The organism is Nocardioides flavus (ex Wang et al. 2016), assembly GCF_014653115.1.
Taxonomy (GTDB): Bacteria; Actinomycetota; Actinomycetes; order Propionibacteriales; family Nocardioidaceae; genus Nocardioides; species Nocardioides flavus.
Genome location: NZ_BNAD01000001.1, coordinates 785,885 through 810,780, shown reverse-complemented (window position 1 = coordinate 810,780; position 24,896 = coordinate 785,885). Strand labels below are relative to the sequence as shown.

The 24,896-nt window shown below is 73.1% G+C and carries 19 protein-coding genes, 1 tRNA gene and 1 other RNA gene; 7 read left to right on the top strand and 14 right to left on the bottom strand.

The genetic code is table 11. The features are described from left to right. Positions 1–12 precede the first annotated feature (12 nt). Together IE200_RS03935 and ffs are read right to left on the bottom strand one after the other, a co-directional pair. On the bottom strand, positions 13–2,169 hold the full coding sequence (locus IE200_RS03935) for a DNA polymerase III subunit gamma and tau (protein WP_191278009.1): 2,157 nt from the start codon (positions 2,167–2,169) through the stop codon (positions 13–15). A 57-nt stretch (positions 2,170–2,226) separates the two neighbouring features. After that, positions 2,227–2,317: signal recognition particle sRNA small type (gene ffs, locus IE200_RS03930), an RNA gene on the bottom strand. A 105-nt stretch (positions 2,318–2,422) separates the two neighbouring features. Here ffs and IE200_RS03925 point away from each other — a divergent pair. After that, positions 2,423–2,508 (top strand) — tRNA-Ser (locus IE200_RS03925). A 56-nt stretch (positions 2,509–2,564) separates the two neighbouring features. On the opposite strand, the gene tsaD is transcribed toward IE200_RS03925, so the two are convergent. The 9 genes from tsaD to IE200_RS03880 all read right to left on the bottom strand — a co-directional run bounded on the left by tsaD (position 2,565) and on the right by IE200_RS03880 (position 12,416). Continuing rightward, the gene (gene tsaD, locus IE200_RS03920) at positions 2,565–3,587 is read right to left on the bottom strand and encodes a tRNA (adenosine(37)-N6)-threonylcarbamoyltransferase complex transferase subunit TsaD (protein WP_191278008.1); all 1,023 of its coding nucleotides are present in this window, start codon (positions 3,585–3,587) and stop codon (positions 2,565–2,567) included. Between the two features lie 4 nt (positions 3,588–3,591). Continuing rightward, positions 3,592–4,893 (bottom strand): UDP-N-acetyl glucosamine 2-epimerase, encoded by a 1,302-nt coding sequence (locus IE200_RS03915; protein WP_191278007.1) that lies wholly within the window; start codon positions 4,891–4,893, stop codon positions 3,592–3,594. A 38-nt stretch (positions 4,894–4,931) separates the two neighbouring features. Further along, positions 4,932–6,002 carry a sugar phosphate nucleotidyltransferase gene (locus IE200_RS03910; RefSeq protein WP_191278006.1) on the bottom strand — a complete coding sequence of 357 codons (1,071 nt, stop codon included), beginning with the start codon at positions 6,000–6,002 and terminating at the stop codon, positions 4,932–4,934. Between the two features lie 58 nt (positions 6,003–6,060). Continuing rightward, positions 6,061–7,293 (bottom strand): S8 family serine peptidase, encoded by a 1,233-nt coding sequence (locus tag IE200_RS03905; RefSeq protein ID WP_191278005.1) that lies wholly within the window; start codon positions 7,291–7,293, stop codon positions 6,061–6,063. After that, entirely contained in the window at positions 7,293–8,717 is a 1,425-nt protein-coding gene (locus IE200_RS03900; RefSeq protein WP_191278004.1) for a type VII secretion protein EccB, read from the bottom strand. Before IE200_RS03900 ends, IE200_RS03905 begins: the two co-directional genes overlap by 1 nt. 3 nt (positions 8,718–8,720) lie before the next feature. Further along, a complete protein-coding gene (gene eccD, locus IE200_RS03895; protein ID WP_191278003.1) occupies positions 8,721–10,103 on the bottom strand; it encodes a type VII secretion integral membrane protein EccD in 1,383 nt (460 codons plus the stop codon). Between the two features lie 150 nt (positions 10,104–10,253). Beyond that, the gene (locus IE200_RS03890) at positions 10,254–10,544 is read right to left on the bottom strand and encodes a WXG100 family type VII secretion target (RefSeq protein WP_191278002.1); all 291 of its coding nucleotides are present in this window, start codon (positions 10,542–10,544) and stop codon (positions 10,254–10,256) included. A gap of 35 nt (positions 10,545–10,579) precedes the next feature. Further along, complete coding sequence (locus tag IE200_RS03885; RefSeq protein WP_191278001.1) at positions 10,580–10,891, bottom strand: WXG100 family type VII secretion target; 312 nt, start codon at positions 10,889–10,891, stop codon at positions 10,580–10,582. A gap of 145 nt (positions 10,892–11,036) precedes the next feature. Beyond that, a complete protein-coding gene (locus IE200_RS03880; protein WP_191278000.1) occupies positions 11,037–12,416 on the bottom strand; it encodes a ubiquitin family protein in 1,380 nt (459 codons plus the stop codon). A gap of 115 nt (positions 12,417–12,531) precedes the next feature. Here IE200_RS03880 and eccCa point away from each other — a divergent pair, with 115 nt between their 5' ends. Then, positions 12,532–16,530 carry a type VII secretion protein EccCa gene (gene eccCa, locus IE200_RS03875; protein WP_229856057.1) on the top strand — a complete coding sequence of 1,333 codons (3,999 nt, stop codon included), beginning with the start codon at positions 12,532–12,534 and terminating at the stop codon, positions 16,528–16,530. A 112-nt stretch (positions 16,531–16,642) separates the two neighbouring features. Here eccCa and IE200_RS03870 read toward each other — a convergent pair whose 3' ends face one another. After that, positions 16,643–18,238 carry a helicase HerA-like domain-containing protein gene (locus IE200_RS03870; protein WP_191277999.1) on the bottom strand — a complete coding sequence of 532 codons (1,596 nt, stop codon included), beginning with the start codon at positions 18,236–18,238 and terminating at the stop codon, positions 16,643–16,645. A gap of 68 nt (positions 18,239–18,306) precedes the next feature. On the opposite strand from IE200_RS03870, the gene IE200_RS03865 reads away from it, so the two are divergent. Together IE200_RS03865 and IE200_RS03860 are read left to right on the top strand one after the other, a co-directional pair. After that, on the top strand, positions 18,307–18,603 hold the full coding sequence (locus IE200_RS03865; RefSeq protein ID WP_191277998.1) for a type II toxin-antitoxin system VapB family antitoxin: 297 nt from the start codon (positions 18,307–18,309) through the stop codon (positions 18,601–18,603). Beyond that, positions 18,603–19,106: a LytR C-terminal domain-containing protein gene (locus IE200_RS03860; protein WP_191277997.1), complete on the top strand. Its 504-nt coding sequence runs from the start codon at positions 18,603–18,605 to the stop codon at positions 19,104–19,106. Before IE200_RS03865 ends, IE200_RS03860 begins: the two co-directional genes overlap by 1 nt. Positions 19,107–19,125: 19 nt before the next feature. Here the strand turns inward: IE200_RS03860 and IE200_RS03855 are convergent, their stop codons facing one another. Then, positions 19,126–20,643 (bottom strand): potassium/proton antiporter, encoded by a 1,518-nt coding sequence (locus IE200_RS03855; RefSeq protein WP_191277996.1) that lies wholly within the window; start codon positions 20,641–20,643, stop codon positions 19,126–19,128. A gap of 180 nt (positions 20,644–20,823) precedes the next feature. Between IE200_RS03855 and IE200_RS03850 the strand changes: the two genes are divergently transcribed. The 3 genes from IE200_RS03850 to IE200_RS03840 are packed head-to-tail and all read left to right on the top strand — an operon-like array spanning position 20,824 to position 23,529. Next, a complete protein-coding gene (locus tag IE200_RS03850) occupies positions 20,824–21,258 on the top strand; it encodes a hypothetical protein (RefSeq protein ID WP_191277995.1) in 435 nt (144 codons plus the stop codon). A 1-nt stretch (position 21,259) separates the two neighbouring features. Further along, positions 21,260–22,204, top strand: coding sequence for a hypothetical protein (locus tag IE200_RS03845; RefSeq protein ID WP_191277994.1), 945 nt, complete (start codon positions 21,260–21,262; stop codon positions 22,202–22,204). After that, the gene (locus tag IE200_RS03840) at positions 22,204–23,529 is read left to right on the top strand and encodes a hypothetical protein (protein ID WP_191277993.1); all 1,326 of its coding nucleotides are present in this window, start codon (positions 22,204–22,206) and stop codon (positions 23,527–23,529) included. Before IE200_RS03845 ends, IE200_RS03840 begins: the two co-directional genes overlap by 1 nt. Here the strand turns inward: IE200_RS03840 and IE200_RS03835 are convergent. Continuing rightward, the gene (locus IE200_RS03835) at positions 23,514–24,896 is read right to left on the bottom strand and encodes a vWA domain-containing protein (protein ID WP_191277992.1); all 1,383 of its coding nucleotides are present in this window, start codon (positions 24,894–24,896) and stop codon (positions 23,514–23,516) included. The two genes, IE200_RS03840 and IE200_RS03835, sit on opposite strands and share 16 nt — an antisense overlap.

The following is a 24,896-nucleotide window of genomic DNA, read 5'->3' as shown; positions in this document are numbered from 1 at the left end:
GTGGTCATCGGGTCAGTCGTTGCGGATCTCCTCGATCAGCCTGGCCCCGAGGGTCTGGCTGAGCAGGGACTCGGTGTCGAGGGCCGCCGACTCGGCGTCGGGGTCGTCGGGGTCGGCGTCGTCGTCGGGCGAACGGACCGGGGTGGCCGGCTGGGCCGGGCCGCCGCCGGCGCGCGCGGCCTCCAGGGCCTCGCGGGCAGGGGCCGCGGACACCGCCGGGGCGGGGGCGGCTGCAACCGGCGCCGCCGGGCCGGCCGCCGGTGCGGCGTCACCCGTCACCCAGGACGGTGGGGCCTCGGGGGCGTCAGGGGCCACTGCCTGGGCCGGCGCCTGCGACGACGGCTGGTGGGCCTCCGGGGCGGTCACCGACCGTGCCTCGGTGGACGACTGTCGTACGACGGGCGCTGCTGCGGCGGCGCCCGACGGGTCGACGATCGACTCGACGCGCCAGTCCATGCCGACGACGTCGATGGCCGCCTGCCGCAGGATCTCGTCGCAGCCACCGTTGACGAACGAGTCGCGGGCACCGGAGTTCGCGAACCCGACGGTCAGGCGCACGCCGTCGACGTCGACCACGTGGGCGTGCTGGGACAGCACCATCCACGCCAGGCGGCGCCTGTTCTTGGTCTGCTCGAGGATGTCGGGCCACAGCCGGCGCACGTCGACGAGGCTCAGCCCGCCCCGGGGCCCGGCGGGCTGCTCGGCGACCGGGGTGTCGGGTCCGGCCGACGCCGCCGGGACCGGCGCCGGCTCGGCCACGACGGGCGGCGGCTGGTGGGCGGGCGGCTCGGGCGTGGTGGTCGGCATCGGGGGCGGGGGCGGGGGCGGCGGGCCGTCCTGCACGGCGGCCGGGCCCGGCACGGGCGGCGGGGGCGCGGGTTCGTCGCGCACCGCCGGAGCGGGCACCGGAGCCGTGGCCGGCGCCGGCGCGGGCGCGGACACGGGAGGCGGTGCGGCGGCAGGGGGCGGGACCGCGGCCGGCGCGGCTGCCGGAGCGCCGGTCACGTCCATCCGGCGCTCGAGACGCTCCAGACGCGCCATCACCCCGTCGGAGGTGTGGTCGGCGCCGGGCAGCAGCACCCGGGCGCAGAGCAGCTCGAGGAGCAGCCGCGGCGCCGTCGCGCCACGCATCTCGGTGAGTCCGGCGGCGACGATGTCGGCCGCGCGGCTCAGCTCGATCGCGCCGAAGCGCGCCGCCTGCGCCACCAGCCGCTCGCCGGCGTCCTCGGAGACGTCGATCAGGCCGGTGGCCGGGGCGTCGGGGACAGCGGTGACGATGACGAGGTCGCGCAGCCTGCGCAGCAGGTCCTCGGTGAAGCGCCGCGGGTCCTGGCCGGTCTCGACGACCTTGTCGACGACGGAGAAGACGGTGGCGCCGTCGCGGGTCGCGAAGGCCTCGACCACCTCGTCGAGGAGCGAGTCGGGGGTGAAGCCCAGCAGGTCGGTCGCCAGCTTGTGGGTCACGCCGTCGGGGCCGGCGCCACCGAGGAGCTGGTCGAGCACCGACAGCGTGTCGCGGGCCGAGCCCGCACCCGCCCGCACGACCAGGGGCAGGGCGGCGGGCTCGATCGCCACGCCCTCCTCGCCGGCGAGCTGGGTCAGGTAGTCGCTGAGCAGGCGCGGCGGGATCAGCCGGAACGGGTAGTGGTGGGTGCGCGAGCGGATGGTCGGCAGCACCTTGTCGGGCTCGGTCGTGGCGAAGATGAACCGCAGGTGGGGCGGGGGCTCCTCGACCAGCTTGAGCAGGGCGTTGAAGCCCTGCGTGGTGACCATGTGCGCCTCGTCGATGATGTAGACCTTGTAGCGGTCGCGCACCGGGGCGAAGAACGCCTTCTCGCGCAGGTCGCGGGCGTCGTCGACACCGCCGTGCGAGGCCGCGTCGATCTCGATGACGTCGATCGACCCGGGCCCGCCGCGGGCGAGGTCGCGGCAGCTGTCGCACTCCCCGCAGGGGTCGGAGATCGGCGCCTGGGCGCAGTTGAGCGCGCGGGCCAGGATCCGCGCGGACGTGGTCTTGCCGCATCCGCGAGGCCCGGAGAACAGGTAGGCGTGGTTGACCCGGTTGGCCGCCAGCGCGGCCCGCAGCGGCTCGGTCACGTGGTCCTGCCCGATGACCTCCTGGAAGGTCTCGGGCCGGTAGCGGCGATAGAGCGCGAGCGGTGACTCCACGTCGTGAACCCTAACCGTGCCCACCCACAGCGACCACCGCGCAGGGTCCGGACACGAAGAGGCCCCCCACGCACCCGTCAGAGCTCACTTACCCTTGCTGCCTTCCGGCCCTGGGGGAGTTGGGCGAGGTGACGCCGCGTGGGGGGTTGCCGGGGAGTCTAGGCGAGCCCGCGACGGCCGCCCAAACCCGGGGCCGACCGAGCGGCGGCAGTCGATTTCACCGCCCGGCGGACCGACCGGTACTCTCCTCGGCGGAGGTATCGCCTAGTGGCCTATGGCGCTCGCTTGGAAAGCGGGTTGGGTTAACAGCCCTCGGGGGTTCGAATCCCCCTACCTCCGCCGCTGACGAAGGCCCCGCACCTCGCAGGTGCGGGGTCCTTCGGCGTTCGTACGGCTCAGACCAGCTGGGCGGTCTGCAGCTCGATCGTCGGGTGCACGGTCACGTCGAGGCTCGACGGCTTCGCCCCGTCACGGACGAGCAGGTCGCCGATGGCGGCGATCATCGCGCCGTTGTCGGTGCACAGGCTCATGCGAGGCACGCGCAGCTCGATGCCGGCCGCGTCGCAGCGCTCCTGCGCCAGGGACCGCACCCGGCTGTTGGCCGCGACCCCGCCGACGATCACGAGGGTGTCGACGCGCTGGTCCGCACACGCCAGCAGCGCCTTGCTGGTGAGCACGTCGGCGACGGCCTCCTGGAAGCTGGCGGCCGTGTCGGCGACGTCGAGGTCGGGGGTGCGCTCGACGTAGCGCGCCACGGCCGTCTTGAGCCCGGAGAAGGAGAACCCGAGCCGGGAGTCCGTACGCCCGGTCAGCGGCCGCGGGAAGCGTACGGCCGTCGGGTCCCCGCCCGCGGCGACGCGGTCGATCACCGGACCGCCCGGGTAGGGCAGGCCCAGGAGGCGCGCCACCTTGTCGAAGGCCTCCCCCGCAGCGTCGTCGAGCGTGTCGGACAGGTGCTCGATCGGCGTACGGGTCAGGTCGCGCACGTGCAGCAGCGAGGTGTGGCCGCCGGAGACGATCAGGCCGATGCTCCGCTCGGGCAGCGGGCCGTGGTCGAGCGTGTCCGCGGCCGCGTGCCCGGCGAGGTGGTGCACGCCGTAGAGCGGCAGCCCGGTCGCGGCGGCGATTGCCTTCGCGGCGGCGACGCCGACGTGGAGGGCCGTCGCCAGCCCGGGGCCGGTGGTCACGGCGATGGCGCCGACGTCGTGGAGCGTCAGCCCGGCGTCGTCGAGCGCCGCCTGGATCGTGGGGACGATGGCGTAGACGTGGGCACGTGCGGCGATCTCGGGCACGACGCCGCCGAAGCGCACGTGCTCCTCCATGCTCGAGGCCAGCGCCTGTCCGAGCAGGACGCCGTCGCGGACCAGCCCGACGCCGGTCTCGTCGCAGGACGTCTCGATCCCGAGGACGATGGTCATGGCGTCAGCGCTTCCTCGCCGTGAGCCCGTAGCGCCACTCCTCGGAGATCAGCAGGCTGCCCTCGTCCAGTCGTCGCTCGACGGCGTCGACGAGCATCGCGGAGGCCTTCTCGGGGTAGACGCGCTCCCACGACAGCTCGGCGCGGTGCTCGAAGACGTGGTGGATGACGCTCGTCATCAGGTCCTTGTCGATGGGCGGGGCCAGGAAGTTGCTGCCGGCGAGGAAGGTCTCCGAGCGGTCGGAGCCGAAGCGCAGGGTCACGCACGGCACCTCCAGGACGTTGGCCTCCTCCACGATCGAGCCGGAGTCGGTGACGATGACGGCGCACATCGACATCGCGGCGACCACGTCGAGGTAGCTGTCCCAGACCGGCGTCGAGATCAGCGCGTCGCCGTACCTGGCCTCGAGGTCCTCGAGCCACTGGCGGCGACCGAAGGTGTCGATGGCCGACTCGGTGCCGAGCAGCCGGATGAACAGCACGTGGTGTCCCTGCTCCAGCAGGGACTCCATGGCGTCCATGAGCAGGTTGAACCGCTCGCGGTTGGTCGTGTTCTCGCGGCGGTGCACGCAGAAGCGCAGGAACGAGCCGTCGCCCATCTGCGGGAACCGTTCCAGCACCTGGTTCTTGTCGCTGCCGGCGATGGCCTGCTCGAGCGCGTCCACGACGGAGTTGCCGACGACGTCGATCGCCGCCGGGGCGAACCCCTCGTCGAGCAGGAACTCGCGGTTGAGCTCGACCGGCGCTGCGTGCAGGTCGGACCCGGCGTCGGCGACACGGGTGTTGAACTGCTCGGGCGAGGGCTCGCGGCTGCCCCTCGACCAGCTGGCGCGGTCGCGCGACTGCTCGCGGAACGAGGCCCAGTCGAGATCGGCCCCTTGCTCGATCCACCCTCGCAGCACCTCCGGGCGCGGCGAGAGCGTACGCAGGCCCGCCTCGACGTGGACCAGGGCCTGGCGCTCGCCGAACGTCGCGAGGGCGCCGGCCATCGCCGTGGTGGTGTCGCCGTGGACGTAGGTGATCGGGAAGCCGCCGCGCTCGGCGAAGCCCCGGAGGTACTGGGCGAGCTTGGCCGTGATGCCCGAGACGAGGTCGTTCACGCCGCCGCGCACCTCGAGGTTGATGTCCTCCTGGACCCCGAACTCGTCGAGCATCGACTGCGACAGGTTGTGGTCGTAGTGCTGGCCGGTGTGGCACAGCACGACGTCGTGGCCGCGCTCGCGCAGCTCGTGGTAGATCGGCGCCTGCTTGATGATGTCGGGCTTGGTGCCGACGACGACGACGTGCTGGCTGTTCTCGTGGGACATGTGTTCCTTCGACGGTGAGGCCGGGGCGGTGACGCGCTTCAGAGGAGATCTTCGCGCGTGCTGGCGGCCAGGAGCGAACGGAGGCGGTCCAGGGTCCCGGTGTCCAGCGCCTTCTCCTTGTCCAGCACGTAGACCGCGTCCTCGTGCGTGACGATGATCAAGCCCCTCGCGCCCAGCGTGACGACGGGGCGCCCGTCCATGCTGGCGACCAGCGTGTCCTCGGCGTCGAGCTGGAGCGCAGGGCCGATGGAGGTGACCCGCTGGTCGTGCAGCACCCGCTCCAGCCGGGTCCAGGTGCCGACGTCGGTCCACCCCAGCCGGCGCGGCACGACCAGGCACTCCATCCCCGCCCACATGAGGGGATAGATCTCGTGCCCGCCGATGGTGGCGCCGCGGTAGCCCTGCTCGGACGTGCCGCCCCCGCGGGCGAAGCGCTCGATGGAGTCGAAGATCAGCGGCAGCGCCGTCCGGTAGGCGTCGCACGCCCGCCCCACCCGTACGCCGTAGCAGGCGGTGTTCCAGTAGAGGGAGCCGGACTCACCGAGCTCCTCGACCGTCTCGAGGTCGGGCTTCTCGTGGAAGGACTCGATGACCTCCACCGCGCCGTCGCCGCCCTTGGTGTGGATGTAGCCCAGGCTCGGGTCGTACCGCGTGGGCTCGGCACCGAGGACGACCATCGACTCGGGCGACTGTGCGAGCTGGTCGAGCATGTCGCGGGAGGCGGTGTTGAACGCCTCCTCCTCGTTGATGAGGTGGTCGGACGGCGCGATCAGCGCAGGCGCGTTGCCGTAGCGGTGCGACAGCGTGGCGACGCTCAGCGCGAAGGCGGTCGCGGGCCCGGCCGGGTCCTCCTCGAGGATCAGGTTGTCCGCCGGCACGGGGCCGAGGTTGGCGCGCGCAGCATCGGCGAAGCGGGCCCGTGTCGACACGTGGATCCGGCTCGGGTCGACGATCGCGCTGAGCCGTTCGATCGTGCCGGTCAACAGCGGCCGGTCACGGACCACGGGCTGGAACTGCTTGGGCGCGCGATCACGGCTGATCGGCCACAGCCGCGACCCCTGTCCTCCGGCCAGGATGACGGCGATCGGCTCGTCAGAGGTGTCGGTCATGACACATTCCACCACGCGGCACCCACCGACGTCGGCCCAACGGACCAGACAGGTGGGGTCACGTACGGCGCAGCAACGGTCGCAGCATCACCGCGAGCGCCAGCAGTGCCCCGGCGCCCAGGCCGGACCACAGCAGGATCGCCCGCGGGGTGCTGAACAGGTCGACGCGCTGCGGCGCGGGCGGGGCCTGCGCATCCGCGCGCACCTCCGGCAGGGTCGTCTCCACCTTGCCCTTGCGTCGCACCTCGACCTCGCGGGTGAGGGCGTCGCGCGCCTGGACGACGCCGGCCCCCGACCACGGGTCGTCGACAGCGTCGCCGCTCACGCCGGCTCCCTCCGTCGTCGCCTCGAGCCGCGCGACGAGCTGCGCCGGGGTGTCGCGCGGGAACCGCTGGCGCAGCAGCGCCATGATGCCGCTGACCTCGGCTGCCGCCCAGGACGTCGCGACCTCCTCGACGACGCACACCTGACCGGTGGCGTTGGCGGAGATCGCGCCCAGGGTCGGTGCCGCCACGTCGGTGTCGCGGTTGGGCACGACGTACGTGCCGGGGTTCTCGTCGCCCGGCGGGGTCGCGCTGACCGCGAGCACTCCGGGGTGGTCGGCGGGGAAGACGTCGGCGTCGCTGTCCGGGGTGCCCTCGAACCCGGGGTCGGAACCGGTGGCGGGGTCGACGTTGCCGGCCGCCGCCACGACCACCACGTCCAGCGCGACCAGCCGGGCGACCGCGGCCTCGAGCGCGGGATCGGGCGTGGTCACGGCGAGGGAGATGTTGACGATGTCGACCCGCTGCTGCGGCTGGGCGTCGATCACGGCCTCGATCCCCGCCACGATTCCGGCCGAGGTCAGCGGTCGCTCGCCCTGGGTGGTGTCGGCGTCGTCGGCGTCGTAGACCTTGACGTCGAAGACCTCGGCGTCGGGCGCGACGCCGCGTGGCCCGGCGATGAGGTGGGCGACGATCGTGCCGTGCCCGGACTGGTAGGTGGCCGGCGCGACCCCCGGGATCGCCGTGCGGCCGGCGACGGCGAGGTCCTCCCCGCCGACCACGCCGCTGTCGATCACCGCGACCTTCACGCCCCGCCCGGTGGCGAGCTCCTGCGCCCGTTCGACGTGCATGCGGTCGAAGGCGGCGTTGTCGCGGGTGTGGGTGTCGGCGAGACGCTCGGAGTCCGGGACCTCGCTGGTCAGGCACGGGGCGGGGTGGTCGGCCGCCGCCGGCACCGCCCCGAGTGGCACCACCGACGCGGCGAGCAGGCCGCCGGCCAGCGACGTACGCACGAGCGAGCGGGCCATCAGCCGGCGTCCGCCGAGGCGTCCTCGGCCGGCGGTGCGTCGTCGGGGACCCGCCTCGCCCGGTTGGTCGAGAGCACGACGCCCGGCTCGAAGAACCGCAACCACGAGCTCGGGACGACCGCCGGCTCCACGGAGCCGTAGCCGATGTAGTCGGGCACCTCGGAGCCGACCAGGCGGTACTTCTGGCCCTTGGTGTCGATGACGTAGGGGGTGCCGCTGTCGGTGGACTCCTCCGAGCCGGACAGGACGTACGCCCCGGCGCTGGGCTCGACGTCCACCGCGTGACGCCCCGGACGCACCTCCGCCTCGACCGGGTCGGCGGCGCCCGTCGGGTTGGTGGCGAGGCTGACGGTCGGTGCTGCACCGGGCTCGGGGTGCAGCTCGGCGCACATCGCCCCGCTGCCGACGGCCCGGGGAAGCCCGGCGGGCCACTCCGCGGGGATCTTGGGGTCGCCGAACGAGGCGTAGAGCCGGTCGGGGATCTCGGTCGCCGAGCGGCCGACGACGTCGTAGACCATGGCCGCGAAGTCGTTGAGCCGCTCGGGCTTGTCGTCGCCGAGGAGGTAGTAGGTGCCCTCGCTGGATCGCAGCAGGTCGCCGATGCGGTAGCGCGACAGGTCGGTGCCGGTGTCGCCGTAGGGCACGCGCTCGCCGGGCCGGGTGACGCCGAAGGAGTCCTGCTCAAGCGGCTCGGCGACCCGGAAGAGGTCGAGCCACTCCTCGTCGACCGGGGTCGCGGTCGCGCCGAAGCCGAGCCGGTCGGCCACCGTGGACGCCTGGGTCTCGTCGGCGGGCATCGGGATGCGGTAGGCGGTGCCCTCCCGGTCGCCCACGGCCGGGGCGGTCGCGATCAACCACTGCCGACCTCCGCTGGAGACCAGGAAGGCCGAGGCCGTGAGGTCCTCGACCGTGGGGTCCTGCTGGACCGCGACCTTGATGCCGTGACCGTCCGCGGTGCAGGCCGTCCACCCGTCGTCGACGAGCTCGTCGGCGGCCGGCAGTCCGGCCGGCGCGCCCTCGATGCCGAGGTCCTCGCCGAGCTGCACGGTGCGGATGTACTTGTCTCGGACGGTGTAGGGGGTCAGCTCGTCCTCACCGAGCAGGAGCTGGGCGGAGACGTAGTTGGGCACCCGCTGGAGCAACGGGTCGTCGCCCCCGCGCAGCACGACGTACTGCTCGCCGGTGTCCTTGGAGATGACGAAGCTGCCCGCGTCCAGCCACTGGGCCGGGGGGCGGCCGAGGAGGAATCCCGCGATCGCGGCGCCAGCGAGCAGCAGCACCGACAGGGCGACGCCGCCGATGAGCACCCGCCCGGGTCGTACGGGCTCCACCTCACGACCGCCCGGCGCACCCGAGACGAACGCGGTGACCAGACGCCGCCGGCTGAACGCGTGGGCCTCGACGAGGTCCTTCTTGGTGGCCACGGATCAGCCCGCCACGGCGGAGACGAACCCGGCCGCGAGCACCATCAGCGGCAGCAGCGCGAGCAACGTCATCGTCTCGACGATGTCGCCGATCCGGCCGCGCCGTACGGACGCCGAGGCCGGGACGAGGGTCAGCGAGAGCAGCACCGCGCCGATGGCGGCCAGGCCGATCGCAGCGCCCGCGCGCCACCCGTCGTGGATGAGCAGCATCGACAGCGCCACCGAGACCAGGCCGAGGATGCCGGAGACGAGTCCGGCGAGCACCTCGGCGCCGGTGCGGTACTGGCGGGTGCGGAACATGACGGCCAGGCAGCAGACGGCGGCGAGCACCGTGCCGTAGACGCCGCGAGCGACCGCGAAGGGCGCGAGGAGGACCAGCAGCGTGCCGACGGTGGCCGAGACAGCGAGGAGGATCTCGTGACCCGTACGGGCGTCGTCGGCCACCTCGGCGGGGTCGATCTCGTCGGGGTCGGCGGTGATGTCGTGCAGGGAGTAGAGCTGGTCGACGTTGGTCCCGGTGACGCCGAGGGCCAACCACGGGAAGATGCTCCCGGCCAGGACCACGAGGGTCAGCAGCACGGTGAAGACGGTGCCCGGCTCCAGCGAAGCGACCCGGATCAGCACCGAGCTGGCGAGCACCACCGCGCCCACGACGATCGCGGGGATGACGAGCGGTCGCCCCTCGCGGAGGCCCACGACGGCGACCAGGCCGATCGCGAGGACGCCGAGGCCGGCGAGGAGGAGCGGATCGGCGAAGAACGCCTCGTCCAGGGGCCAGACCCAGTCCGGCAGGACACCAGGGGCCAGCAGCAGCCCGGCGACGCCCGCGTAGACCGCGGCGAGCAGCGAGACCGCGACCCCCGCCTCGGGCTCGCCCTGGGCGCGGGCGAGGACGATGCCGCCCACGACCAGCAGCACGGCGACCACCGCGGCGACCACCCCGCCGAGCAGGCTCTCGCCCTGGAGCAGGAGGGCCAGCGCGCCGAGGCCGAGCAGGATGCTGCCCGCGCCGAGGGCCGTACGCCGTCCGGCCGAGGCCTCCCACGGCCTGAGCTCGTTCTCCACGACGTCGGCCATCGCCTCGACCACGTCGTCGTAGACGCGGGGCGCCTGCTCGTCGACGCCCGCGGTGACGGTCAGCAGGCCGCCGTCCTCGATCCCCTGCATGGTCAGGCCCGCGTCGTTGGCGAGGATCCGACCCTCCTGCGTCACCAGGCGGTAGCCGCCGTAGACGGTCGAGGCGTCGAGCAGCCCGACCGAGCGGGCGAGCTCGGGGACGAGCTCGGCGACCGGGATCGAGCCGGGCAACACCAGATCGACGCGGCGCGATCCCGAGGCGATGGTCACCCGGACCAGTCCCGAGGCGACCGAGGACCCCTGACTCATTGGTGTCTCCCCCTGTGTGTGCTGCACCTGCGCCCGCCCGAGGGGCCTGGGCACTGAACGGGGAGCAGCCTAGGCGAGAGCGGCTCCCGGGATGCCGCGAGGCCGGCCATCCCCACGGGGACGACCGGCCTCGTACGCGTCGGGCGTGCGTCAGAAGCGGTTGGCACCGCGGGCGTCGGCCGCCTTGTACTCGGCGTTGGACGCGTCGACGCCCTGGCTCGCCTGCTGCAGCAGCAGGGTCATCTCCTGCATGGCCTGGTCCCACTTGGCCTTGGCCTGGTCGTACGCCATCTTGGCGTTACCGTTCCAGTCCGACCGGAGGGGGCCGAGGTCGGTCTCGAGCTGGTCGAGGCGGGCCTCGATGTCCTTGGCGGCCTTCATCACGTCGGCCGCACCGGCCTCGAGGCTGCCGTGCTGGACCTTGATTCCGTCGAAAGTCATGTCTCGATCTCCTAGATCTCAGATGGGGCCCGGCGTCAGCCGAGGCGGCCCTGGAGGTTGGCGTGGGTGGCGGACTGCGACTCGTCGGTCGCGACGTTGTCGCGCTCCGTCTCCTTCATCGAGGCCGAGAGCTGGTCCAGGGCCTTGAGGATCGTCTCCTGCTTCTGGTCCCAGGCAATCATCAGGTTGTTGAACGCGGTGGCGCCCTGGCCGCCCCATCCGCCCATCATCGTCTGGATGTTGGTGGAGAGGATGCCGCACTTGTTCTTGACGTCGGCGCGGGCCTGGTCCACGAAGTCGGCGCCCTTGGAGAGGGCCTTCTCTGTCTGGCCGTACATCTCGCTCATTTGGAAAGATCCTTCTCCCTCGGCGGACGAGCCGACCGAGATTCTCGTGTGGTGGTGGTCCACCGGACCGGTGGTCCGGTGCTCGGGGAGACGTCCCGGCCCCCCGCGCTGACGGGCATCTACCCGACGGGATCGGGGCTAAACATCACGACGTCATTTCCCACAGGCGGCGGAAGACGCCGGCCGCGACGACAGCCGCGGCGAAGGCGAGGCTGCCGCACAGCGACTCCGCGACCTCGGCCCGGCGCGACCACCACACCGAGCGCCAGCCGCGCCCCGTGGCGACGGCGGCGACCAGTGCGACGACGCCGAGGGCGACCACGACGTAGAAGAACGTGTCGACGTGCCCGGCACCCGGCCCCGCGACGAGGTGGAGGGCGAGCGCCGCCAGCGCCGCGAGCCCGGCCAGGCGCAGCAGCGCCCGCGCCACCGCGTGGCGGTAGGACCGGGCCGCCAGCAGCAGTGAGCAGCCCGCGAAGAACACCAGGCAACGGGCGCCGATCCGGTCGAGGTCGATGCTCGCGCTGTGCAGCAGGAGCGGGGTGGCGACCGCCGTCGTCACCAGGATCGCGGCGGCCGCAGCCGTGACGACGCGGGAGGCCCGGCGTACGAGCCGCTCCATGGCGGTCGCGGAGACCACGATCCGGCCCCGTCGCCCCGACCGCTGGCTGTCGCGCGCGGACCAGGCGGTGACGGCGAGCCGATCGAGGTCGAGCAGCGCGTCGTCGGGCACGTCGACGGCGAGCGACGGCGCGAAGCGGGCCGTCATCATCGACCCGAACACGAGCAGGGTCCAGGCGACCCGGGCGTCCCAGCCGAGCATGGCGGGCAGCGCGCAGCAGGCGAAGACGGTGAGCCCGCCGACGATCCACACCGTGCTCACCTCGTCGGCGGTCACGGCGAGCGCGCGTCCGATGCCGGCGACGACGGCCGCGGACATGCCGGCCGCACCGAGGATCGCGGGGAGCAGGTGGACACCGGGTTCGTACAGGGCTGCGAAGGCAGCGGCCGCCGCGAAGGCGGGGCCGGCGGCGGCTCGCTGGCGCGCGTGGCGTCCGAGGGGCAGCACCGCGACGAGGGCGCAGGCCAGCAGCAGCCCGACCGTCGCCGTACGTACGGCCTCGTCGCCGGCCCGCCCGCCGTACCAGCCGGCGAGCGCGGCGACCAGCCCGGCGACCGTGGCGACGAGCGACGCGAGGGCGGGGCTCTCGGGCGCGTTCTTGGCGGACTCGAGGAGCGTCACCTTGCGGGGCCGGTGCACGCCGGTCGTCGCGACGAGCACGTCGCCGGCCTGCACGCCCGCCTCGCCGAGCGGGACGGCCGCGTTGAGCCGCTCGCCGAGCGCGGTCTGCAGCAGGGGGATGCCGGGCACTCCTCCCATCTCGGCGGCCTGGGCGGCGTACTCGCGCGCGACGTCGACAGGAGTCGCACCCGAGGGCACGACGAGGTCGAGCACCCCGGCAGGACCGTGGATGCTCAGGGCGATGGTCGCGCCAGCACTGCTGGACATCGCGACGTCCGACACGTGTTCCCCCTTCGCGTGCATCGGGCGGGCGCTCTCAGCGAGCACGATAGTCGCGGCGCTGCAGGAGCACACCTATCATCGTCGCGACCTGATCGGGTGAGGCAACGGGGGACGCGTGAGCACGACACTGCGGGGCGGACAGCGGCTGGACGAGCCGGAGATGCCCAGTGGCCAGATCGTCCTGCAGCCACCGCCCGAGATCCAGGAGGGCGAGGGAGCCGGCGGCGTGCTGATGAACGCCATCCCGATGCTCGGCAGCCTGGGCTCGATCGTGCTCGTCGCGACGATGGGCGGCGCCAACCGCAGCCGCAGCTTCCTCGCGGCCGGCATGTTCCTCTTCGCCACGCTCGGCTTCATCATCGTCCAGATCGATCGCCAGCGTAAGCAGCGCGCGCAGCAGGTGACCGGCTCGCGGACGGAGTACCTGCGCTACCTCAGCAACATCCGCAAGGTCGCCCGCGAGGCAGCCGACCAGCAGCGCCGGGCGCTGAACTGGCACCACCCCGAGCCGGCCGCCCTGCCGTCGCTGGCCGAGGAGCGCACCCGACTGTGGGAGCACACCGCCTCGGACGCCAACTTCCTGCACGTGCGCTACGGCCTGTGCTCGCAGCCCCTCTCGCTCGAGCTGGTGCCGCCGGAGAGCGCGCCGGTCGACCAGGTCGACCCGGCTGCTGCCTCCGCGCTGCACCGGCTGCTCGTCGTGCACCGCCTGCAGCCCAACCTGCCTGCCTCGATCGACCTGCGTGCCTTCGACCGCATCGAGCTGTGCGGCGACGACGAGGAGGTCCGCTCGACGGCACGCGCGATGATCTGCTCGGCGACGGCCTTCCACAATCCCGACCAGCTCATCGTCGCCGTGCTGAGCTCCGAGCAGAACCTCACCCACTGGGACTGGGTCAAGTGGCTGCCGCACGCCCAGAGCACCCGGGAGGCCGACGCCGTGGGTCCGATGCGGCTCGTCTCGACGTCGCTCGACGACCTCGGCAACCTGCTCCCGCCCGACCTCAGCGACCGCCCCCGGTTCGGCGCCGACGAGCGCGCGGCGACCCCGCACATCCTGCTCGTCATCGACGGTGGCCACCTGCCGCCGGGCAACCACATCGTCCCGCCCGACGGCCTCCACGGCGTGACGCTGCTCGACCTGCCGAGCCGCTGGGACGAGCTCGAGGACTCCACACGCCTGCGCCTGGAGTTCGCCGACGCCCCCGACGAGCTGGGCAAGCGCCCCGTCCAGGCGCTGCGGCTGCGCGGCGAGCCGGTGAAGGCGCTGGCCGACCAGTGCGACCTCGCCACCGCCGAGGCGTTCGCCCGTCGCATGGCGCCGCTCAAGACCGCCAGCGCCGAGGCCTCCTCCGCCGGCGGCGCCGTCGACATCACCTCGACGACCCCCGACCACATGGACCTGCTCGGCCTCGGCGACATCTTCGCCTACGACCCGGCGGCCGCCTGGCGGCCTCGCCCGGCGCGCGACCGGCTGCGCGTACCGATCGGCATCGGCGACTCCGGCGGCCTGATCCACCTCGACATCAAGGAGTCCGCCCAGCAGGGCATGGGACCCCACGGCCTGGTGATCGGCGCGACCGGCTCGGGCAAGTCGGAGTTCCTCCGCACGCTGGTGCTCGGCCTGGTGATGACGCACTCCTCCGAGCAGCTCAACCTCGTCCTCGTCGACTTCAAGGGCGGCGCCACCTTCGCCGGCATGGCCGACATGCCGCACGTCTCGGCCGTCATCACCAACCTGGCCAACGAGCTCACCCTCGTCGACCGCATGCAGGACGCCCTGTCGGGTGAGATGACGCGCCGCCAGGAGCTGCTGCGCGACGCCGGCAACTACGCCTCGGTCCGCGACTACGAGAAGGCGCGCGCCAATGGCGAGCCGCTCGAACCGATGCCGTCGCTGTTCATCGTGGTCGACGAGTTCTCCGAGATGCTCTCGGCCAAGCCCGAGTTCATCGACCTCTTCGTCGCCATCGGCCGTCTGGGCCGCTCGCTCGGCCTGCACCTGCTGCTCGCCTCGCAGCGCCTGGAGGAGGGTCGCCTGCGCGGCCTGGAGTCCCACCTGTCCTACCGCGTCGGCCTGAGGACGTTCTCCGCGGGCGAGTCCCGCGCGGTGCTCGGCGTCCCCGACGCCTACGAGCTGCCCGCCGTGCCTGGCCTGGGCTACCTCAAGCCCGACCAGTCCACGCTGCTGCGCTTCAAGGCGGCGTACGTCTCCGGGCCGCCGTCGAGCCGTACGCGCGTCACCCGCGACGAGGGCGGCGCGATCCGCGGCATCCTGCCGTTCACCATCTCCGAGGTGCAGGCGCTCGAGCCGACCGAGGAGGTCGCCGAGGTCGCGACGCCGCAGCCGCGGCAGCAGGGCGAGCAGCCGTCGCTGCTCGACGTCGCCGTGCAGCGGATGATCGGCAAGGGACCGGAGGCGCACCAGGTGTGGCTGCCGCCGCTCGACGTGCCCGACACCCTCGACGAGCTGATGCCCGACCTGGTCGAGAGCCCCGACCTGGGCCTGACCTCGCCGCAGTGGCGCAACGTGCCCGGCCTGGTGATCCCGCTCGGCACCGTCGACCGCCCGCGCGAGCAGCGCCGCGACACCATGACGCTCAACCTCACCGGCGCGGCCGGCCACGTCGCCGTCGTCGGCGGGCCGCGCTCGGGCAAGAGCACCCTGCTGCGCAGCATCGTGACCAGCATGGCGCTGGTCACGACACCGCTGGAGTCGCAGTTCTTCGTCCTCGACTTCGGCGGCGGCACGTTCGCCCCGCTCACCCGGCTGCCGCACGTGTCCGGCGTCGCCACCCGCTCCGAGCCCGACGTGGTGCGCCGCGTGATGGCCGAGGTCGAGGGCATCGTCGACCGCCGCGAGGCCTACTTCCGCCAGAACGGGATCGACTCCATCGAGACCTACCGCTCCCGGCGTGCGCAGGGGCGCGCGGACGACGGCTGGGGCGACGTGTTCCTCGTCATCGACGGCTGGAGCACCCTGCGCGCCGAGTTCGACGACCTCGAGATGGAGATCCAGCAGCTTGCCGCGCGCGGCCTGACCTTCGGCCTCCACATCGTCACCGCCTCGACCCGCTGGGCCGACTTCCGCGCCGCCATGCGCGACGTCTTCGGCTCCAAGCTCGAGCTGCGCCTCGGTGACCCGCTGGACTCGGAGGTCGACCGCAAGGTGGCGGCCCTCGTGCCGACCGGCCGACCGGGCCGCGGCCTGGTGCCGTCCAAGCTGCACTTCCTCGGCGCGCTGCCGCGCATCGACGGCGACGGCAGCGCCGACACCCTCGGCGACGGCGTCGACGACCTGATCGACCGCATGGCGGCGGCGTGGAAGGGACCGCGCGGTCCCAAGCTCCGCCTGCTGCCCGAGATGGTCACCCTCGAGGCGGTCCGCGAGGACGCGGTGCGCCGCCAGGTGCCGGCCAAGCACATCCTGCTCGGCATCAACGAGAAGGAGCTCGCACCCGTCGCCCTCGACGTCGACGCCGAGCCGCACATGCTCGTCTTCGGCGATGGCCAGTCCGGCAAGAGCGCCCTGCTGCGGGCGTACGTCCACGAGATCATGCGCACGCGCACGCCCAAGGAGGCGCAGATCGTGCTCGTGGACTACCGCCGCTCGATGCTCGGCGAGGTGCCCGACGAGTACCTGCTCAACTACCTCACCTCCGCCACGCAGGCGACGCCGACGCTGAAGGACATCGCGAGCTACCTCGAGGGGCGCATCCCCGGCCCCGACGTCACGCCCGAGCAGCTGCGCAACCGGTCGTGGTGGACCGGCGCCGAGGTGTTCGTCGTGGTCGACGACTACGACCTGGTCGCCACCGCGCAGTCCTCCCCCGTCTCGTCCCTGCAGCCGCTCATGGCGCAGGCGCGCGACGTCGGACTGCACGTGGTCGTGGCGCGGCGTACGGGTGGTGCGTCCCGTGCGCTCTACGAGCCTGTCATCCAGTCGCTGCGCGACCTCGCGATGCCCGGCGTGATGCTGTCCGGGCCGCGCGACGAGGGCATCCTCATCGGCAACCTCCGCCCGCAGCCCGCGCCCGAGGGCCGCGCCCGCGTGGTCACCCGCGACGGCGGCACCCAGACCGCCCAGCTGGCGTGGCTCGACCCGACCATGTGACGGGCAGCGCGCTCGCGCGTCGTCCGGCAGTCCTTTCCTCGCACTTCTCGCCCGTTGCAACGGGCTGGAAGTGCGAGAACCACCGGTTCACCGGTGGTCGCGACGACACCGGTCAGCGGCGGCCGCTCCCGAACATCCCCCGGGCGATCTCCCGGGCGGCGGTGCGCATGAAGTCCTTGAAGACCGGCGACTTCACGACGGTCTCCATCATGGAGTCCTGCTCCTTCGCCGGCCGCCGTGCGGACTTCTCGGTGACGCGGGCGTTCTTCTGCTCGCGCGCCATCTCCTTGACGCGAGCGTCCTCGGCGGCCTTGCGCGCGCCCTCCTCGAGCTTGGCGGCGAGGAGCTCGCGGGCGGACTCGCGGTCGATGGCCTCGGCGTACTTCGCGGTGAGCGGCGAGGCGGCGACGGCGGCCTCCATCGCGGCGGTGTCGGCGGCGTCCATCAACGACTCCGGGGCCCGCAGGCGCGTCCAGGCGACCGGGGTCGGCGCGCCGCGCTCGTTCATGACGGTGACGACGGCCTCGCCGATGCCGAGGGAGGTGATGACGGCGCCGAGGTCGTCGTACGCACTGGTGGGGTAGGTGTTGACGGTGGCCTTGAGCGCCTTGGCGTCGTTGGGCGTGTGGGCGCGGAGCTGGTGCTGGACGCGCGAGCCGAGCTGCGCGAGCACCTCGTCGGGCACGTCGGTCGGCGACTGGGTCACGAAGAACACGCCGACGCCCTTGGACCGGATGAGCCGTACGGTCTGGGCGATCTGGTCGAGGAAGGCGTCGGAGGCGTCGTCGAAGAGCAGGTGTGCCTCGTCGAAGAAGAACACCAGCTTGGGCTTGTCGAGGTCGCCCTCCTCGGGCAGGTCGTGGAAGAGGTCGGCGAGCAGCCACATGAGGAAGGTGGAGAACAGCGCGGGCCGGTCCTGGAGGCGGGGCAGCTCGAGCAGGCTGATGATGCCGCGGCCGTCCTCGGTGGTGCGCAGGAACTCCTTGGTCTCGAACTCCGGCTCGCCGAAGAAGACGTCGGCCCCCTGCGCCTCGAAGGCGACCAGCTCGCGCAGGATCACGCCGGCCGTCTGGGGCGACAGGCCGCCGATGGTCTTGAGCTCGGCCTTCCCGGCCTCGTCGCCGGTGAGGTACTGCAGGACGGCGCGCAGGTCGGCGAGGTCGAGCAGCGGCAGGCCCTGCTTGTCGCAGTAGTAGAAGACCAGGCCCAGCGAGGACTCCTGGGTGTCGTTGAGGTCGAGGACCTTGGCCAGCAGGGTCGGGCCGAAGGCGCTCATCGTGACGCGGACCGGCACACCGATGCCCTGGCCGCCGATGGCGTAGAACTCCGTCGGGAAGCCGGTCGCGGTCCACTGCTGGCCGACGCTCTCCGTACGCGCGGTCAGCTTGTCGCTGGGCTCGCCGGGCACGCTGAGCCCCGACAGGTCGCCCTTGATGTCGGCGGCGAAGACCGGCACGCCGTGGGCGCTGAGCTGCTCGGCGAGCAGCTGGAGGGTCTTGGTCTTGCCCGTGCCGGTCGCGCCGGCCACGAGACCGTGGCGGTTCAGCATCCCGAGCGGGATCCGGATCGGCACGTCGGCGAGGTTGTCCGCGTCGAGCATCAGGCCGCCGAGCTCGAGGGCCGGGCCCTCGAAGCGGTAGCCCGGGGCGACGGCCTCCGAGACGGGGTCGGTCGCCGGGGGCTGCTGGGCCTTAGGGGTCTCGCTCATGTCGCGAGCCTAGCGGCGGGGGACGCGGGGTCGTGGGGGGCGACGAGGGCGTCGATATAGTCACCGGCGTGATCTTCAAGCGGGTGGGCGACAGCCGGCCCTACCCCGACCACGGGCTGGACTCGCGCGGCTGGGCCGACCTGCCCCCGCGCCAGGTGCGGCTCGACGAGCTGGTGACCACCAAGGACACCCTGCGCCTCGACACCCTCCTCGACGAGGACTCGACGTTCTACGGCGACCTGTTCGCCCACGTCGTGCAGTGGCAGGGCGACCTCTACCTCGAGGACGGCCTGCACCGGGCGCTGCGCGCCGCCCTCCAGCAGCGGAGCGTGCTCCATGCGCGGGTGCACCAGGCGGACGCCTGATGAGCGGTGCCCTCAAGTCCGCCCTGACGCTCACCGGCCTCACCGTGCTGGTGCTCGTCGCGGCGGTGTGGGGCTGGGCGGCGCTGACCGAGCCGCTGCCGCGCGAGGAGCCCGTGGCGATCTGCGAGGACGAGACGGTCACGGCCGGCTCGGAGGTGCGTCGCGACCAGGTCGTGGTCAGCGTCTTCAACGGCAGCGGACGCAGCGGTCTCGCCGGCGCGACGAGCGCCCAGCTCGGCGAGCGGGGCTTCGTCGAGGGCGATGTCGGCGACTCGCCCCTCCCGGCTGACACGACCCAGATCTGGTCCGCCGAGCCGAGGAACCCCGCCGTCGTGCTCGTGAAGCGACAGTTCCGGAACGCCACCGTCGTGCAGGGGGACGCCCTCGGGCCGGGCGTGGTGGTGGTGCTCGGCGAGAGGTTCCAGGGCCTGCGCAACAAGCAGGTCGAGTCCGTGGTCGCCAAGGCCGACGCGACCTACTGCCGGGCCACCGGCTCGGAGTGAGCCGGGCGCCCTCGCGGCGCTAGTCCTTCTCGCGGCGCGAGGGGTCGCCGAGCCACAGGGCCAGGCGTCCGTTCTCGGAGACCTGCCGCAGCCTGGTCTCGGTGGCCTCGCGCAGCTTGCGCGGGGTGACGACCACGAGGTCGTCCCCGTGGCGCAGGACCGTACGACGCTCCGGGACGAGCACGTCCCCGGACCTGATCACCAGCGAGACGGACGCCCCCGGGGGCAGCCGCAGCTCACCGACCTCGACGCCGTGCATCTTCGACGTCGACGCGATCGTGACCTGCAGCAGGTCGGCGGCGACCCTGTCGAGCGGCGCCGCCTCCACGTCCAGCCCGCGCGGCTCCGAGCGGCGCGCCACCCCGAGCTGCCGGGCCACCCACGGCAGCATCGGACCGGTCAACAGGGTGTAGACGACGACCATCACGAACACGATGTCGAAGATCTGGTCGGCACCCGCCACCCCCTCCGACAGCGGGATCGTGGCCAGCACGATCGGCACCGCACCGCGGAGCCCGGCCCACGAGATGAAGGCGAGGTCGCGCGGCCCCATCGGCTGGACGACGCTGCTGACCAGCACCGACAGGGGCCGCGCGACGAGGGTGAGGACGAGGCCGGTCACCAGCGCCTGCACGACGGTGTCGAGGTCGATCCGGCCCGGCGACAGGAGCAGCCCGAGCATCACGAACAGCCCGATCTGGGCGAGCCAGGCGACCCCCTCCGCGAACGAGCGGGTCGCCACGCGGTGCGGCAGCTCGCTGTTGCCGAGGATGAGCGCGGCGACGTAGATCGCGGCGAACCCGGAGGCGTGCAGGGCCGACGAGGCGCCGTACGCGGTGAACGCCAGGCACAGCACCGCGAGCGGGTAGAGGCCCGAGGACGGCAGCGCCACGCGGCGCATGACCCAGGCGCCCGCGACACCGCAGGCGGCACCGACCAGGCCTCCGGCGATCAGCTCGAAGACGATGATGCCGCCGGTCTCGAGCAGTCCCGACTCCCCGACCGCACCGGTGGAGATGATGCCGACCAGGACGACCGTCGGGGCGTCGTTCAGGCCGGACTCGGCCTCGAGGGCGCCGGTGAGGCGCTTGGGCAGCGGCAGTGCGCGCAGCACCGAGAACACGGCCGCGGCGTCGGTCGGTGAGCAGATCGCGCCGAGCAGGATCGCGAGCTCCCACGGCAGGCCCAGCAGGAAGTGGGCACCGACGGCGACCACCGCGACCGAGACCGCCACCCCGACGGTGGCCAGCGACGTGCCCAGCCGGACGCTGGGGCGCATCTGCCGCCAGTCGGTGGTCAGTCCGCCCTCGGCGAGGATGATCGCCAGCGCGGCGAAGCCGAGCGCGTGTGCGAGCTGCGCGTCGTCGAACTGGATGCCGAACGGGCCGCCCTCCCCGAGCAGGACACCGATGAAGAGGTAGAACAGCAGCGACGGCAGGCCGACGCCCGCCGACACCCGGACGGCCAGGATCGCCGCCAGCGTCACGACCGCCCCGACCAGCACGAACACGTCGAGCTGGTGGACGTCGAACGTCATCTGCACCTCGTGTCGCTCGCGGGTCGGGACCGGTGACGATCCTATCGGCCGGGAGGGTCCGCGCACCGGTCGTCGGCGGCGGTGGGACACCTGCCCGGCTGCGGCACAATCGTGACGCCCGGAGGACGTTTGACGGGCGTGCTCCCCGGGTAGGCACCACCGGACGAAAGGGTGTGATCGATGTACGGCGACACCGCCGCGGGCCGCAAGCGCGTCGCGCAGCTGCGGGAGCAGGGCGGCGACGTCCGCGCCCTCGCCGCCCGCCTCGTCGCGCAGGCCGAGGCCGTGCCCTGGCACGGCAAGGCGGCCGACGCGATGCGCGAGCGGATCAAGGAGCGCGCGGACCACCTGCGCGCCGCCGCGGCCCACCACGAGACCGCCGCCGACTCGCTGGCCCGCCACCTGCAGGAGGTCGACACGCTCAAGGAGGCGATCGACACCCGCGCCCACAAGGCCGCGACCCTCGTCGAGGACGCCCGTACGCGCGCGGCCAGGGCCGTCGGCCCGGACGGCACGCCCGCCCAGCCGGACGCCACCGACGCAGCACTCCTGGCCTTCGACCCTCCGCCCGCCGGTCATCAGGACTGGCTGACCGTGACGCTCCCGGGGCTCTGACATGGTGACCATCGACCTGACCACACCGCCCGCGCGGCCCACGAGCCTCCTCGACGGGATCGCCCGGCGGCTGGCGTTGACGCTGCCCGAGCTGCGCCTCGTCGCCGAGCTCGCCGGCGGCGCCCCACTGCCCTTCGACGTCGTGCCGGACGCCGACGAGGCCGTCCGTGCCGACTCGCTGTCCGGCCGCCTCGGCGAGGACCGCGGGACGGCCGAGGACTCCGCCTACGTCGAGGCCCTCCGTACGCTGCACGACCCGCACGAGACCCTCCGGCGCCGTGGCCTGCTGACCGACGACGGCGCCGACCCGGGCGTCGTGGGCGCGGTCGGCCTGCTGGCGACGCCCCGCCTCGCGCTCGACATCGACGTCGCCGCGGGCTCTGCCCAGGTCAAGGCCTGGCACCGCCAGTCCGGCGGGGCCGTCGCGAGCCTGTCCACCTGCGACGGCATCGTCTTCGAGCTGGCCTGGTTCCCCGTGGACCAGTGGACCGCCGAGCTGGCACGGGTCACCGCCCCACCGGAGGACCTGCCGCTCGGCGCCTCGCAGGTGCCCGAGGTCCTCGACGTCCCCTATGCGCTGGCCGACGCCGTGGGCGAGGCGATGCGCTCGGGACGCTCCGACCTCGTGCCGGTGCTCGTCGGGCAGTCGGGGGGCACCGTCGTCGCCGACGGTGCAGCGCTCGGCGACGCCGAGGCGGCCGCCGTCGTGTCGGCACTGCACGCCGAGGGCCAGGGCCGCCTGCGGATCCTCGCCGCCGAGGTCTCCGAGCGCGCCACCACGTCGGTGGGCGTGGTGTCGTGGGTCCTGCTCAAGGACGGCTGGCACTCCCTGACCCCGCGCCACGACGACGGTGCGCGCGTCGCCGTCCTGCGGGTGGACCCCGCCGACCTGCCCACGGAGCTCGCCCCCGTCCTGGCCCAGGTCACCGTACGAGAGGAGCCGTGATGAGCGACCTCGACATCCCCCGCACCCACCGTGCCGACGCGCCGGCGGAGGCGTCCGCGACCGTCGCCGACAAGTACGACCAGATGCTGGCGCTGGCCGACCTGTTCGACTCCTCGGGCAACGAGATGCGCACCCGTGCCCGCCTGGGCGCGGAGATCCTCGGCGACGACGACGTCGTCGACACCGGCGAGCTGTCGAAGGCCACCTGGGGCCAGGCCGAGGAGGACATCCGCGCGGCGACGACCGGCAAGCACGGCCTGCTCACGCGGTCGGTCGAGCTCGACGCGGACGCCCTCGTCGTCCGGGCGACCGTGCTGACCTACCGGTGGATCGACGAGCTCCAGGACGCCGCCTACAGGACCCTCGGCTCCATCGCCGGACGCGCCATCGGCTACCTCGCTCCCGAGGTCGCGCTCGGCGGGGCGATCGTCAGCGCCGGCCTCATCGAGACCGACACGCTGGACCGGGACGGCGTCACCGCCTACCTCAGCGAGCTCGCCGAGAACAACCCCGACCTGATGGACCACCTCTCCGGCGGGGGCGGGCTGCTCGACGGCCTCCACATGCGCTCGCTGCTCACCGCGGGTGTCCTGGCCACCGACCAGGGCGCGCTCGCCGCACGCGGAGGGCTGCGGGCGATCGGCGTGGAGCCCTTCGGCACCGACGCCGTCTCCGCCTTCCGGGACTCCGCCGGCTCCTTCGTCGAGGCACCCGAGCCCGAGGCGGAGGTCGGCACCCTCAGCGGCGCCGCCCCGCGCTCCCTCGAGGAGCTGATGGCCAACTTGCTCGCCGAGGACCGCCGCATCAGCGTCCAGCGGGTCGGCGCCGGCCGCTACATCGCCTACCTGCCCGGCACCCTCGTCCACGAGCCGGGACGGCTGCGCCTCGTGGGCGCCGACCCGACCACCTCGGCCGGGCACGTCGTGCGCGCGATCGAGCAGGCCGTGACCGATGACGACGCCCGGGTGATGCTCGTCGGCTCGGCGGCCGGAGGCACGATCGCCGCCGAGATCGCCGCGACGGCCTCGTCGGAGCGCTTCGTGATCGACCAGGTCGTGACGGCGGGCGCCCCGTCGGCCCAGGTCCCGCGGATCCCGGAAGCCACCCGCGTGCTGTCCCTGGAGGATCGCTCCGACCCGGTCGCGCTGCTGGGCTCGCTGATCAACGCTCGTACGACCAACCGGCTCACGGTGGTCTTCGACGGCGGCGGCCAGCAGGGCATGCCGCTCTACGTCGCCGGGGCGCAGGCCGCCGACAGCGCGGAGCACCCCGAGCTGCGCGCCGAGATCGCCCGGATGCAGGAGCTCGGCTACCTCGTCGGGTGAGGCCGGACGACCTCGTGCACGAACTCGCCGAGCTGGGCGAGGTTGCGGCACTCCACCATCGGCACCACCTCGCCGTACCGGTCGGCGGCGCTGTCGCCGGTGCCCCAGTGCCGCCGGTGCTCGGGGTTGAGCCACCAGGCGTGCCGCGCGCGGCCGGCGAGGTCGGCGAGGACGGGGAGGGCGAGGTCGCTGTAGTTGGACCGGCCGTCGCCCAGCACGAGCAGCGACGACCGCGGTCCGATCGCGTCACCGTGCTCCTCGGCGAAGCGGGTCAGCGCCCGTCCGTAGTTGGTCCGGCCCCACAGGGCAGCCTGCGAGGCGCTCGCGGCCAGTGACTCCATCACCTCCACGACGTCGGCCCCGGGCCGGAAGGTGTCGCTCACCTCGACCACGTCGTCGACGAACGTGAAGGCGCGCACGTTGCCGAACGCCTCGCGCAGGGCGAAGACGAGGAGCAGGGTGAACTGCGCGAAGCTGGCCACCGACCCGCTGACGTCGCACAGCACCACCAGGTCAGTGCGGTGCGGTCGCTTCGGACGGTGGTGCGTCTCCAGCGGCACCCCTCCGGTCGCGATCGAGGCACGGACGGTGCGGCGTACGTCGAGCGGGCCGCGGCGCCGCGCGTGCTGCTCCTTGGTGAGCCGGGCGGCGAGCCGGCGCGCGAGGGGATAGATCTCGCGACGCATCTCCTCGAGGTCGCTGCGTCGTGCCGCGGTGAAGTCGAGCCGGTCGATGGTCGGGCGCACGGTCGCCCCCACGACGTGCTCAGCACCCTTCTCCTCCGCGATCCGCCGGCGCGCGTCCCCCTCGACCAGCCGCGTGAACTCCCCGACGCGTCGCCCTGCGACCCGCTCTGCCTGCTCGGGGTCCATCCCACCGGCCAGCAGGCCGCGGACGAGGCCCTCCACCAGCTCCGACGGCGCGACCCGCTGCAGCGACGTGTACGCCGACCAGCTCGAGAGTCCGGGCCCGCGCCCGGGCATCGCGCCGAACCGGGCCACGGCCTCGACCGCGAGGTCCTGCAGCGCCTGCGCGTCACCCGAGGCCAGGGCCTCGGCGAGCGCCTCGCGGAAGCGCTCGAGCGCAGCCCCGGTGTCCTGGGGGCCGGCGACCGGCTCGAGCCCGTCGCCGGCGACCCCACTGCCGACGAGCCTCGGGAACCAGATGTCGAACACGGCGTCGAAGGTGACCCGCTGCGGCTGCCGCTTCACCAGCGTCGCGGCGTACGCGGCGCGTACGGTCTCCCGGTCGTGCCAGCGCACCCGCTCGAGCGCACTGATGGCGTCGAGACCCTCGGCGAGCGAGACCGGCAGCCCGGCGGAGCGCAGCGCCTCGACGAAGCCGATGTGGGTGTCGAGCAGGCTCAT

Excerpts from the sequence above, each read along its gene's own strand:
- tsaD (WP_191278008.1), bottom strand. The coding sequence starts at position 3,587 with ATGACCATCGTCCTCGGGATCGAGACGTCCTGCGACGAGACCGGCGTC.
- IE200_RS03915 (WP_191278007.1), bottom strand. The coding sequence starts at position 4,893 with ATGTCCCACGAGAACAGCCAGCACGTCGTCGTCGTCGGCACCAAGCCC.
- IE200_RS03910 (WP_191278006.1), bottom strand. The coding sequence starts at position 6,002 with ATGACCGACACCTCTGACGAGCCGATCGCCGTCATCCTGGCCGGAGGA.
- IE200_RS03905 (WP_191278005.1), bottom strand. The coding sequence starts at position 7,293 with ATGGCCCGCTCGCTCGTGCGTACGTCGCTGGCCGGCGGCCTGCTCGCC.
- eccD (WP_191278003.1), bottom strand. The coding sequence starts at position 10,103 with ATGAGTCAGGGGTCCTCGGTCGCCTCGGGACTGGTCCGGGTGACCATC.
- IE200_RS03890 (WP_191278002.1), bottom strand. The coding sequence starts at position 10,544 with ATGACTTTCGACGGAATCAAGGTCCAGCACGGCAGCCTCGAGGCCGGT.
- IE200_RS03885 (WP_191278001.1), bottom strand. The coding sequence starts at position 10,891 with ATGAGCGAGATGTACGGCCAGACAGAGAAGGCCCTCTCCAAGGGCGCC.
- IE200_RS03870 (WP_191277999.1), bottom strand. The coding sequence starts at position 18,238 with ATGAGCGAGACCCCTAAGGCCCAGCAGCCCCCGGCGACCGACCCCGTC.
- IE200_RS03860 (WP_191277997.1), top strand. The coding sequence starts at position 18,603 with ATGAGCGGTGCCCTCAAGTCCGCCCTGACGCTCACCGGCCTCACCGTG.
- IE200_RS03855 (WP_191277996.1), bottom strand. The coding sequence starts at position 20,643 with ATGACGTTCGACGTCCACCAGCTCGACGTGTTCGTGCTGGTCGGGGCG.
- IE200_RS03850 (WP_191277995.1), top strand. The coding sequence starts at position 20,824 with ATGTACGGCGACACCGCCGCGGGCCGCAAGCGCGTCGCGCAGCTGCGG.
- IE200_RS03845 (WP_191277994.1), top strand. The coding sequence starts at position 21,260 with ATGGTGACCATCGACCTGACCACACCGCCCGCGCGGCCCACGAGCCTC.
- IE200_RS03840 (WP_191277993.1), top strand. The coding sequence starts at position 22,204 with ATGAGCGACCTCGACATCCCCCGCACCCACCGTGCCGACGCGCCGGCG.
- IE200_RS03835 (WP_191277992.1), bottom strand. The coding sequence starts at position 24,896 with ATGAGCCTGCTCGACACCCACATCGGCTTCGTCGAGGCGCTGCGCTCC.